10 protein-coding genes and 2 pseudogenes are annotated in these 12,500 nt (G+C 38.3%); 5 read left to right on the forward strand and 7 right to left on the reverse strand.

All coding sequences use genetic code 11. The features are described 5' to 3' along the window. Together ACH8JV_RS11475 and ACH8JV_RS11480 are read left to right on the forward strand one after the other, a co-directional pair. A pseudogene (locus tag ACH8JV_RS11475) lies at window positions 1-743 on the forward strand (DUF262 domain-containing protein); the annotation flags it as partial. Further along, window positions 736-1,431, forward strand: a complete 696-nt coding sequence (locus ACH8JV_RS11480; protein ID WP_396521352.1) for an MAE_28990/MAE_18760 family HEPN-like nuclease — start codon at window positions 736-738, stop codon at window positions 1,429-1,431. The pseudogene ACH8JV_RS11475 and the gene ACH8JV_RS11480, both read left to right, overlap by 8 nt. A gap of 160 nt (window positions 1,432-1,591) precedes the next feature. On the opposite strand, the pseudogene ACH8JV_RS11485 reads toward ACH8JV_RS11480, so the two are convergent. Next, a pseudogene (locus tag ACH8JV_RS11485) lies at window positions 1,592-1,892 on the reverse strand (transketolase family protein); the annotation flags it as partial. A 113-nt stretch (window positions 1,893-2,005) separates the two neighbouring features. Further along, window positions 2,006-2,452: a hypothetical protein gene (locus tag ACH8JV_RS11490; protein WP_396521354.1), complete on the reverse strand. Its 447-nt coding sequence runs from the start codon at window positions 2,450-2,452 to the stop codon at window positions 2,006-2,008. A 172-nt stretch (window positions 2,453-2,624) separates the two neighbouring features. On the opposite strand from ACH8JV_RS11490, the gene ACH8JV_RS11495 reads away from it, so the two are divergent. Further along, complete coding sequence (locus ACH8JV_RS11495; protein WP_396521356.1) at window positions 2,625-3,770, forward strand: aldose epimerase family protein; 1,146 nt, start codon at window positions 2,625-2,627, stop codon at window positions 3,768-3,770. 68 nt (window positions 3,771-3,838) lie between these two features. Here ACH8JV_RS11495 and ACH8JV_RS11500 read toward each other — a convergent pair whose 3' ends face one another. After that, window positions 3,839-5,059: an MFS transporter gene (locus ACH8JV_RS11500; protein WP_311072145.1), complete on the reverse strand. Its 1,221-nt coding sequence runs from the start codon at window positions 5,057-5,059 to the stop codon at window positions 3,839-3,841. A gap of 105 nt (window positions 5,060-5,164) precedes the next feature. On the opposite strand from ACH8JV_RS11500, the gene ACH8JV_RS11505 reads away from it, so the two are divergent. Further along, entirely contained in the window at window positions 5,165-5,953 is a 789-nt protein-coding gene (locus tag ACH8JV_RS11505; protein ID WP_396521358.1) for an AraC family transcriptional regulator, read from the forward strand. Here the strand turns inward: ACH8JV_RS11505 and ACH8JV_RS11510 are convergent. Together ACH8JV_RS11510 and def are read right to left on the reverse strand one after the other, a co-directional pair. Further along, entirely contained in the window at window positions 5,920-7,242 is a 1,323-nt protein-coding gene (locus tag ACH8JV_RS11510) for a glutaminase (protein WP_348896060.1), read from the reverse strand. The genes ACH8JV_RS11505 and ACH8JV_RS11510 overlap by 34 nt on opposite strands. A 178-nt stretch (window positions 7,243-7,420) precedes the next feature. Then, window positions 7,421-7,903: a peptide deformylase gene (def, locus tag ACH8JV_RS11515; RefSeq protein WP_396521360.1), complete on the reverse strand. Its 483-nt coding sequence runs from the start codon at window positions 7,901-7,903 to the stop codon at window positions 7,421-7,423. 235 nt (window positions 7,904-8,138) lie between these two features. Between def and ACH8JV_RS11520 the strand changes: the two genes are divergently transcribed. Further along, window positions 8,139-9,437, forward strand: a complete 1,299-nt coding sequence (locus ACH8JV_RS11520; protein WP_396521362.1) for an MFS transporter — start codon at window positions 8,139-8,141, stop codon at window positions 9,435-9,437. Between the two features lie 63 nt (window positions 9,438-9,500). Here the strand turns inward: ACH8JV_RS11520 and ACH8JV_RS11525 are convergent, their stop codons facing one another. Continuing rightward, window positions 9,501-10,697 (reverse strand): hypothetical protein, encoded by a 1,197-nt coding sequence (locus ACH8JV_RS11525; RefSeq protein ID WP_396521364.1) that lies wholly within the window; start codon window positions 10,695-10,697, stop codon window positions 9,501-9,503. A gap of 155 nt (window positions 10,698-10,852) precedes the next feature. Next, a complete protein-coding gene (locus ACH8JV_RS11530) occupies window positions 10,853-12,493 on the reverse strand; it encodes a thiamine pyrophosphate-binding protein (RefSeq protein WP_396521366.1) in 1,641 nt (546 codons plus the stop codon). Window positions 12,494-12,500: the final 7 nt, after the last annotated feature.

Genomic DNA, 12,500 nt, shown 5'->3' on the forward strand with positions numbered 1-12,500 from the left:
TACCTACTTCTTATCAAATTAGACTAAAGCGATCATTTATAAGAATGGAAGTTATTCGAAAGGAAAGTAATAAATTAATTCGATATCACATGTTTAAGCGCCTTAATACTGGTGGAGAAGGTCTAGAAGATCAAGAACTTAGAAACTGTACTATTCGAATTTTAAATGAAAGTTTTCCTGACTTTCTTAATGAACTAGTTGAAAATCAGGATTTTCAAGATACAACACTAAATATATCAGATGCTAAAACTATAAATGCATACAAACAAGAACTTATTTTAAGATTTTTAGCATTTAAAAATTTTAGAGAAAATTATACTCATGATATTGCCGATTTTCTTGATGAATATATGGAACGTGTTTCATTACCTAATTCTGACATACATTTTATAGAATTTGATTACCATACCGAAAAAGCTATTTTTGATAAGACCTTCAAAATACTAAATAAGACATTGGGTTCTAAAGTATTTGGGCAAGCTTCAAAGAACTTTGATTCAATTCATGAAAACTTTTCTATTTATCAATATGAAAGTATTAGCTTAGCTTTACAGAAGATTATCAATCTGGTTGATTGTGAGAACTCTAACCATTTAGCTAAAATTAGCGAGAAATTAGTATCAATTAAGTTAAATAAAGATTTTAAGCCTATTACTACAGGCGGTGGTAAAAATACAAAAAACAAATTAAATGAGCGTATTGAGTTTGTTTCATCAAGATTAATGGAGATTAATTTTGATTAATTTAGATGAAATTTTATCAGAATTTGAACAAGACTTATCTTGGAGAGAAACAGAATTACGTTTTTTCGAAAATGATCTAAATAAAACTCAAGAAGAGTCTTTACAAATGATTAACACAAAACCCCTAATTTTACTTTTATATTCTCATTTTGAAGGGCATGCAAAGTTAATGTTCACAAAATGTGCTAATCAAATAAATTCACTTGAACTCGATTGTTCAAAAACCATACCAAATCTGGTAGCTAGTTCCCTAGACTCTACATTTGGAGCCTTAAAAAATCCTGATAAAAAGCATCCCTTATTTAACAAAGAGTATGACCCTGATTTTAAAGAACTTTGTCGTAGAACTGAATTCATTGAAGTGATACAGAATATTATGCTGACTAAAGTAAAGCTAAAAGTAGATAAAATAGTTGACGTAGAGTCTAATTTAAAGCCTCCCGTACTCAAAAAAATTTTTTTCCGTTTAGGATTTGACCATACTTGTATCTCAGAAAGTGATCTTAGCAATTTAAATAAACTATTAGAGTTTCGAAACAATATTGCACATGGTAGTAAGAAAAATGGATGGATTTATTCAGAATATCTAGAAATCAAAACCTCCATATTAACTCTACTTAAATTAATAAAACAACAAATTATAGGGTACTTATCATTAAATAAATACTTACTACCTATGTCAGCTTAAGTTAAAATATTTAGACTAGTTATTAAATCTAGTCTAAATACTTTTAATATATAAATATTAAAATAAAATCTATTAATATAATTAATTTTTAATACCTCTCAATTTTTAAAATTAAAGGGTTCAAATAATCTATTTTAATTTTAGTTGCATCAAAAAGACATTACCTTTCTTTCAAATGAGGTCTGATTATCTCTTTAACTACTTCAGTTGAAATGCCATACCCATCATGCAAATTTGGTAATATCCCTGCATCTAAAAATGCATTTGGTTAACCAACCATGTCAAAACGAGGATGTGACCCATTTCTTTAAACTAATGAGCCGATAGCTTCTTGTAAACCATCAATCAGGGAGTGATTTTCTGCAATTAAAATAGGACGTCCATTTTTACGACTTCATTTAAGATGTTTTTTCACCTAAAAGTTTTATTGTAGACATATGTGAAACTGAAATTTCAATTCCTTATTATCTCGAGTATATATATGTTTAATAATCCTACTGGAATAATATTTTCTTAATTGAATCCTACCAAGATCCGTTTATCAACAGGAGGAATCTTTTAAGCTTTTATCTGTCTATATGACCTGAATTTCCTTAACTCTTAAGTGATTCATCATCTCGCGAACAAATACAAAGTAGGTAAAAATATAAAGCTGATCTGGAGCCACTTGGCTTGTGCAGTAGCTCAAACGCTCAATAAAATCATTGAATCCATGCTCAAGCTCAATACGGCTAATTTGCTTTTTAGTACTAAAAAATAACTCACTGAGTTGTGTCATGGTTGCATCAGACGTAACCGCCACACCACTTATATTTAAATTTCTGAGTGGCTTTGACTCGATGATTTCTTCAATGAAATAAATCATCTTTTCGATAGCAAGTTCATCAATAACACCATAACGAATACTTCTTGAATCAACAAAACTCAAGCCCTGCTCAATTTGAATGTGTTGGTTGCCTATTTCGAATGACAGCCCCTTAAGACCAAGTGAAAATTTTAAAACCGAGTCGGGATGAATCATAAAAATAGCTTACCGTTGAGTTTTACTAATAGGATTAGTGCCAGCTTGTTCAATATTTAGCGTTAACATCGCTAATTATCATTAACACTATATATAATAAAAAACTCTTTAAAAAGACGAAAAATCAATCTTATATTCATCCAATCCTACGATTAAAAAATAGAGTATAAGCATGAAAAAATTAGTAATTTTAGGTGTTGCGATTTATAGCTTTGCCCAACTTGCAAATGCAGCAATATTAAATGTAAAACCCTATGGCACGACTCAAGACGGTCAAAAAGTTGAACTCTATACCATGAGCAATAACAAAGGAGTCTCAGTTTCTTTTATTAGCTTCGGTGGTGTAATTACCCAGATTTTGACTCCCGATGCACAAGGCAAACAAAATAATATCGTTTTAGGCTTCGATGATCTAAAAGGCTATGAAGTCACTGATACCAAGGAAGGCATACATTTTGGCGGATTAATTGGTCGTTATGCGAACCGTATTGGTAATGCTAAATTTAGCTTAGATGGAAAAACGTATAACCTTGAAAAAAATAATGGACCAAATTCATTACATAGTGGTAATCCGGGTTTTGATAAACGTGTTTGGCAAGTTAAACCCCTCGTTTCCAAAGGTGAAACCGTTAAAGCTTCTCTGAAGTTAACCAGTCCAAATGGTGATCAAGGTTTTCCCGGAAAATTAGATGTGGAAGTGATCTACAGTCTTTCAGATCAAAATGAATTCCAAATCGAATATAAAGCCAAAACTGATCAACCAACAGTCGTCAATCTCACCAACCACAGTTATTTCAACTTATCAGGTGCTGGCAATAATCCTTATGGTGTACTAGATCATGTGGTGCAACTCAATGCAGACCGTATATTGGTAACCGATCAAAACTCTTTACCCACAGGTGAAATAGCTTCGGTTGCAGGTACACCTTTTGATTTTCGGACGCCTAAAGCAATTGTGAAAGATATTCGAGCGAATCATCAGCAATTGGCCTATGGATATGGCTATGATCAAACTTGGGTAATTAATCAAAAGTCTCAAGGAAAATTAAATCTTGCAGCTCATGTTTTTGATCCGAAATCTAAACGGACACTGCAAGTCTTAACTACTGAACCAAGCGTTCAAATGTATACAGCCAATCATTTATTAGGAAATGTTGTTGGTGCAAATGGCGTGCTTTATCGTCAAGCAGATGCGCTAGCATTAGAAACGCAGCATTTTCCGGATAGCCCGAATCAACCATCCTTCCCTTCTACAAGTTTGAACCCAAATCAAACTTATAACAGTGTCACCGTATTTAAATTTGGTATTCAAAAATAGTCTTTTTAATTGGAGCTATATTTATCTAAAAAAGACTCTCAGCTGAATATGACCGAGAGTCTTTTCATTTATTTAACTCTTGTGTTTGGTAGAAGTGCTGTTGCAAAACCAAGTAATGGCAAGAATGAACATAAACCAAATACCCATTCAATGCCGTTAATATCAGCTAAATGCCCTAATCCTGCTGCGGCAATACCACTTACCCCAAACATAAGACCAAACATTAAACCTGCAATCATACCCACACGGCCTGGAACAGCTTCTTGTGCGTAAACCACCATCGCAGCAAAAGCAGACGACAACACCAAACCTGCAATAATTGAGAAAACTGTTGTCCAGAATAAGTTTGCATACGGCATCATTAATGCAAACGGCGCCATACCAACAAATGAAACCCAAATAACCGCTTTACGGCCAATTTTGTCTCCAATTGGGCCACCTGCAAATGTACCTAATGCAACGGCTGCTAAAAAGGCAAATAAATGCAACTGAGCAGTCTGGATGCTGATATGGAACTTTTGAATAAGATAAAAAGTAAAGTAGTTACTAATGCTGGCAATGTAAGTAAATTTAGCAAACATCAATAAACTAATTGTGCTCAAAGCAATAATAAGCTTACGGCCATGCAATTTACTCTGTGCTTGGGTAGCACGTGTAACCACCTGACTTTTTGCATGACTTACCGTCCAGCGGCTTACACCAAATAAAACCCAAATTGCTAAAAGTGCAATGATAACCAAGCCCGCAACTGCATGCTGCCCAAATGGAACAATCAATAACGCTGCTAATAATGGGCCAATGGCAGTACCTGTGTTTCCGCCCACCTGAAAAGTCGATTGAGCCGTACCAAAGTGTCCACCCGACGCCATTCGTGCCACCCGTGAAGCTTCTGGGTGAAAGGTTGCAGACCCTACCCCAATCAGTGCAGATGCACATAACAACACAGCAAAACTAGGTGAAAATGCCAACAAGATAATGCCGCAGAATGTAACGACCATTCCGAGTGGGAGAAGATACGGTTTTGGATGTTTATCGGTATAAAGTCCAATCCAAGGCTGAAGCAGTGAACCTGTAATTTGATATACAAACGAAATCAGGCCAACCTCCGCAAAACTCAGTGAAAAGTTTGCTTTTAGCATTGGATAGATGGCTGGTAGCACTGCTTGAATTAAATCATTCAGTAAATGTGCGACTGCCACGGCGCCTACAATTTTAATAATCATTCCTTGAGGCTGATCATTTGCAACGGTATTGGCAATACCATCTTTCAATTGTATTGAAGACGTCATACCTGAAAAACTCCAATATTCTAAGTAAGGTGCTTATTGTAAATTGTCGCTTATAAAGTTATCTTCCAATAATCATCGTATAAGTGACAATTTTTAGGATAGTTTATGTCCGATTCTCTTATTCAGTCTGATTTGTCTGAACTTGTGATTGGGCTATCTTCTGAGCATTCTTACCGAGAAATCACCCCTACCCACACGCATACACGTGCGCAGTTTTTATATGCATCCACAGGAACTATTCAGGTGTTTACGCCTAATCATGTCTGGATTGTGCCGCCGATGTGTGCATTATGGATTCCTGCCCATGTAGAGCACAGCGTGATTTCACTGAGTCACGTAAAGTTAAATACGGCATTGGTTGAAGTAAATGCAGCCGCTCTAATGGGACAAGATTGTTTTATTATTCGAGTAAGCAACCTGCTACACGAACTTTTGATTCGTTTAAATGAAATTGAACGAGAAGACACGCCAAATACTGCGACCTCTCAAGAACTTTCCCGTTCTTTACAAATTTTGATTTTTGAAGAAATCCATCGGGCCAATTTGTTGCCTATTCAAATTCCATGGCCGAAAGACAAACGGCTCTTAAAAATTTGCCAAGAGTTATTACACGCTCCTGATAGTTCAAAAGATTTAACAGATTGGGCTGATGAAATTGGTACGAGTTCTAGAACCCTAATGCGTATGTTCCAAAAAGAAACAGGGCTGTCGTATCGGGCATGGTTACAGCAAATGCATATTGCACTTGCGTTAAGTAAAATTGCGAATGGTGAATCTATTGCTCAAATTTCAGAGTCACTGGGGTATACAAACCCCAGCGCGTTCAGTGCGATGTTTAAGCGACATCTAGGAAAAACACCTCAGCAGTTTAGAAGTGCCGCGATGTCGCTATAAGTCTTTTTTTTAGTGCGGATCTCATGCTTTTCGAGCAAATCATCAAAATCGTGGTAGACATGAAGCTCACGATCTTTAGCTGTTCTGGCATGATCTAAGCGCTGTTCAGGGTCGACTAAAACAAGAGTATGACCATCATCAATCAGACGATCTACCCCTTCTAAGAACATACGTTTACCCACATCGTGGATAAGTGAAATCTGCGTTAAATCAATGACGATTGTGCTTTGGTCAGTTGTCTCGTCTTGTAAAATGCGCAACAACATTTCAGCTTCGGTAAATTTCAATACGCCACGAAGCACATACACACTTAATGAAGCATCTTTTCCTGTACGGTAATGACTTTGTACAATTGTTTGTGCAGAAGGTGTACCTTCCATGAGATGTAATCCCATGTCACGAGATAGTCGCTCTAAAATATCGATACCTCGAATACTGTGACCATGCTCATCTAAACGAGGTGAAAAAGCAGCAATACTGACCTGACCCGGCAGCACACCTAAAATACCGCCTGCTACACCACTCTTAGCAGGAATACCTACAGTCGACAGCCAGTCACCTGCAGCATCATACATACCACAGCTCATCATGACACTGAGCACTTGTCTAACCACAGATCGGTTTAACAAACGTTTTCCAGTTTTAGGGTCGACCCCGCCATTGGCAAGTACACTGCCCATACGTACCAAGTCTTTAACTGTAACCATGATCGCACATTGGCGAATATAGCCATTCACGATATCTACAGGGTCAGTTTCCAAAATTCCGACAGTTCGCAACATATAACCGATCGAAAGATTACGGTAGGCTGTTTTGACTTCCGAATCATAAACAGACTCATCAAAACTTAATTCGCGGCCTGCAAGCTCGCTCATAAAACGGCGTAGAATTTCTGCGCTATGTAAACCATGCTTAACCTGAATCAAGGAATGTACAGTAATTGCGCCAGAGTTAATCATCGGGTTTTTCGGACGTCCATCTTTACCCAATGAAATTTCATTGAAGGCTTCCCCCGAAGGCTCTACCCCTACTTTCGCAAGTACTGCATCAATGCCAAGTTGTTGTAAAACATAGGCATATACAAAAGGTTTAGAAATCGACTGTATGGTGAATTCGACATCATCATCACCAACCGAATAAATTTCGCCATCTACCGTAGACATTGCTAAAGCTAATCGATCTGGGTTTGCATTTGCCAACTCAGGAATATAATCGGCGAGATGACCACTGTTATCGATGTCACAGGCTTCTATAACATTTGCCAAATATTCTGGGAGAGGGGTTTTCATGGTCAGTAACCTTAAATGAGGAGATTCACAACATCGCGCAAAATTTCAGCACAACCTGCTGATAATATTAAAATTATATCTTTTATAATGATTTAAATATCACGCTATAAGTATTGTAATTGCTATGACTTATTCATTTCAAGCTCATTATAGGTTTTTCAAAACTTTAATCTAAAGATTAGCCTATTCTTTCTACAAACAAGATTCCATTTAAATGATCGACTTCATGTTGAACAATACGAGCAGGAAAACCATGAAAAATTGTTTCAACAGCCTCTCCCTTAAGTGTTAAGTATTTGACCTTGACCATTTCTGCACGTTCCACTTGTCCACGTTCGTCTGGCACACTTAAACAACCTTCTTCACCCAAAAGCGTTTCACTCGAAAACTCTAAAATTTCAGGATTCACCATCACCACAGCATCCATTTCAGGTGCATCGGGATAGCGTGGGTTTGGTCTGGAAGCCACAATAATGACACGTTTAGAAATATAAACTTGCGGTGCGGCAATCCCTACGCCATTACGCTCAAGCATTGTTGCTTGCATAGCAGCAGCAAGCTGATAAAGCCAATCACTGTTTAACTCATTTGCTGAGACAGGAGCCGCAATCAGTTTTAAGATATCTTCACCACGCTTTGCGACTGGTAAAACTACACTCATCCTCTGAATCTCTCATTAAATTGGCTATGACAAGTTTTATTGTGTCGCTGAATAGCTCAAAAGAAAAGTCATTCCTACATCTGTTTTTGTTTCATCTAATGCGTTTTTTGTTTTAAAGCTTTTTTATTTGAGTGATGAAAATCTAAACCTCCGTATAGAACAAATTTCCTCCATTTACTTTTACTTCACTTTTCCATTAATATCCAAACTTCAATTACAACAATTAAGTAAAAAAATGGATCAGGACTTAACTTTGCAGGATGCGAACTATCTCAATAAAGAAGATAAACGAACCCTCGCCCTTTCTTCATTGGGTGGAGCTTTAGAATTTTACGATTTTGTGATTTATGTGTTTTACGCCAAAATCATTTCCGACCTGTTTTTCCCAAGCACCCTTAGCCCATTTTGGGCCATGCTTAACACTTACGGAATTTTCGCAGCAGGTTACTTTTTTAGGCCTTTAGGTGGGGTGGTTATGGCCCACTTTGGTGACTTGGTTGGGCGTAAAAAACTATTTTCACTTTCTATTTTGCTGATGGCGCTGCCTACCCTGTTTATCGGGATATTGCCTACCTTTGAAAATATTGGGTATTTAGCCCCCCTACTTTTACTACTTATGCGTGTAGTGCAAGGGATTGCGATTGGGGGAGAAATTCCAGCTGCATGGACCTTTGTATCTGAACATGTACCCGAAAGAAAAATCGGACTGGCAAATGGGTTACTCACCGCTGGGCTTTCTTTAGGAATTTTACTAGGCGCACTGATGTCTTTATGGATTTCACTGAATTTTAGTGAAGGACAAATCCATGACTGGGCTTGGCGTATTCCTTTCATTGCAGGTGGTATTTTTGGTCTAATCGCACTTTATTTACGGACTTATTTAAAGGAAACGCCTGTGTTTAAAGCCATGCAGGCTCGTAAAGAAATTTCAAAAGAAATGCCTGTAAAACAAGTCTTAAAAACGCATAAAACAGCTGTTGCGATTGGCATGTTATTTACATGGTTTTTAACAGGATGTGTGGTGGTGGTGATTTTAGCCATGCCAAATTTATTGATTGGTTCATTTGGTTTTGAGCGCGCACAGACTTTTGAAATGCAAAGTGCGGCTATTGTCATGCAAATGGTCGGCTGTATTTTGGCAGGCTATTTTGCTGACCGTTTTGGCTGTGGCAAAGTCATGATGGTCGGTGCACTTGCTGTGGCACTTACAGCGGCAGTTTTTTATAACAGTTTAGGACATTCTGCCAATTCAATTATTTTTGGTTTTTATATGCTGTTGGGTTTATGCTCTGGTACTGTCGGCATGGTGTCGAGCAGTATGGTTAAAATGTTCCCCGCGCCTGTGCGTTTCTCGGGTATTTCATTTTCTTATAATTTGTCTTATGCAATTGTTGGTGGTATGACCCTGCCTTTAGTACATTGGCTCAGTCAATATAGTGATATTGGTGCGATGTATTATATTTTCGCGCTAACCATTTTGGCCTTTGTGACTGCCTTTGTATTTTGGAATAAGTTTGAAAAAAACAGATATTAAACGCTTTAACTTATTAAATAAAAAACCACGCCGATTGCGTGGTTTTTTTTAATGCTGCTTACGTTAGAAAGTAAAGCCAATATTAAAGTTAATACGGTATAGCCATTTATCACTATTTGGTGAAGTTGCAGAGGTATACCCTGTTGAGTTAGTCGAACCACCAATAATGTTAGAGTTTTTACCCCACGTATAATCTGCCCAAACCATAAATGGTGAAGCAATAAACATCATTCCTGTGGTGTTCATTTGCGAGTCTGACCAATCATCACGTTTTTTATCGAGATAACTATAGTCATTATAAAACTTAATGGATTTTAGCTTGCCCATATTAGTGACAGGCAATGTATAAGCAAGGTTTAAACTGGCTATGGTCCCTTCCGAAGCAATGAAATAAGCAGGTGTAAAACCATTATTGCCCATTAAGGTCATGTCACTATTTACACCATCTGGATTTTTAGCATCGTATTGATAGTGAATGACCGAACTTTGTAAATTAAAGCGTTTGTAGTTGTTTTCGGTATGTAAGCCGACTGCATAATATTTGCCGTCTTTATCGGTCACTTTGTTATGTAGCTGTGCAATCGCGCCAGAAACACCAAACTCCTGTTTACCAAAATCGGTTTCTAACTTGCGAACAATGCGGGTATTAACCTGATTACGCTTTTCATTTTGATAGGCTTTTTGAGATGGAAATGCATTTCCTGCCAAGTCATCATAAGTTGCACTTTCAGGTGAATAACGCAAATTCGTCTCTAACATTTGCGGGTAATAACCAAGTTTTACATCCCAATCTTTGTTGTGATAATTCCAGTTAACCCCCGGCGCAATATTGTTGCCATAACCTAAAAAGAATGGGATGTGATAGGTCCAGCCATTTTGCGGGTATGGATAAATCGTAAAAGGTTTATAGACTAAACCCGCTTCAATGCTGTTATTGGCATCTAGGTTATAGCCCACGTACGCTTTTTCAATAGATGTTTTCTGTTGGTCTTGAAATAGATAGCTGGCGTTGATATAGGCATCATCAAATTTACCTTTGAGATCTACCCTGAAAATATCAAAATAGAGCTTACCGAAACCGCGGTTTGGCCCTTCCCAATCCTCATAACGTTGATTTAACCGAACCACCCCACCTAACTTTAATGAGTCAGTGCCGTCATCACTTTTCCATTCAAGCAATGAGTCTTTTGCAAATGCATTGACGCTTACCCCCAGCGTAAGCGGTGCAATGAATGCCATGATCAATGAAGTCTTTTTCATCTCTACATCCTTGATTGAGTTCCAGCGTCCTGCTGGAACTTTATTTGTTTTACCTGTAAAACTTAGTTTTTATTGTTTTTTAGACAAAAAATTTTATCTAAAAAAAGGATGGCTTAGCAGCTCCCATCGCATATGTACTAAACCATCCAAACTGGTTAATACAGTTTCTTTTGCGGTGGACCCGCGAAGTTTAATGGTCCAATCGAGTTCATATCGAGCTCGATTACAGTTGGTCCTTCAAAAGCAACAGCCTCTTGAATAACCGTTTTAAACTCTTCTGCACTACCGACTTTCCAGCTTTTCACACCCATTGAGTCGCCAAGAAGTTTATAGTCTGGAGTATGCAGTTCATTGAAATACTGACGGCCACCAAAGTAGTTATTTTGAATGCCACGCATTACGCCATAACCACCGTCATTCATAATCATTAGGACCATATTGGTGTTTTCTTGCACCATAGTTGCAATTTCACCAATACCAAGCATTAAGCCGCCATCACCGACTAAACCAATCACTTTTTTGTCAGGGTTAGCAACCGAAGCACCGATTGCAGTTGCAAGGCCTAAACCAATTGCACCCGCAAGTGAGTGGATATTTTGGTTTGGTGCCTGTACAGGGAATAAACGACTGCCCCATGTACTACCCGACATGGTGATGTCACGTACAAAAATGCCGTCTTGAGGTAAAGCTGCACGTAAGTGATCACAAATTAAAGCGTACTGATCGATTTGCTTACGCAGTGCATCAATTGCAGCCTGTTTTGCTGCCACAACAGCAGCATCGTAATCGGTATTAACTTTTGAAGTGCCTTGAAGCTGCTCTAACACACGTGTTAAGACATCTTTGGCATCGCCACAAATGAAGTTGCGGATTTTGTAATTACGTTGCTGAGCCACTGGGTTGGCATCTACCTGAATAATGTTTTCAGGGAACTCAACCGAATAAGTTTTGGTTTCATTACTACGTAAACGAGAACCCACGACTACCATTAAGTCAGCATCTTTTAATAATTGCTCAACACCTGCTGAGTTATGGAAAGCACCTAAACTACGTGGATGATCATCTGCCAAAACACCACGGCCGTGTGTAGACGACACAACCGGAATACCTAAATCTGCAATTGCTTTAACTTCGGCAACGCTATTTAAAGTTCCACCACCAATCCAGAAAATCGGGCGTTTTGCTTTTTTGATCTCGCTTACAAGAAGATCAATTTCAGCTTGCTCTGCCTGTGGCAATTCAAGTGCTTTCACTGGCCCAAGATTAAGTGGTAAATCAATTTCTGCTGCTTGTACATCAATTGGTAACTCAACACTAACTGGTCCCATTGGAACTGTAGTTGCGACACGAATTGCCTCACGAATCACACCAACGGCATTGTCTGGACTGGTAATACGGAACGCCGCTTTGCTTGATGCACGTAAGAATGTAAGTTGGTCTTTGGTTTCATGAATGAAGCTTGCATCACGGTCGAGATATTCACGCTCAACTTGACCTGTTAAATGTAATACAGGGCTACCCGCGTTCATTGCTTCAATGAGTGAACCTACGGCATTACCTGCCCCAGCACCCGTACTGGTCAACGCTACACCTAAGCCTTTAAAGCGTGAGTGTGCATCTGCCATAGTAACCGCACCCGCCTCACCACGTGCTGCGACAAAGCGCATTTTTTCACGGCGCCCCACTGCATCGGCAATAGGTAAATTGTGGATGGAAATAACACCATAAATACTATCAACTTGGTGCGCTTCTAAAACTCTTGCGATTGCTTCGCCTACATTTACACGTTCAGTCATGTCTGTT

Origin of the sequence: Acinetobacter sp. ABJ_C5_2 (assembly GCF_044538485.1) — a bacterium.
GTDB lineage: Bacteria > Pseudomonadota > Gammaproteobacteria > Pseudomonadales > Moraxellaceae > Acinetobacter > Acinetobacter nosocomialis_A.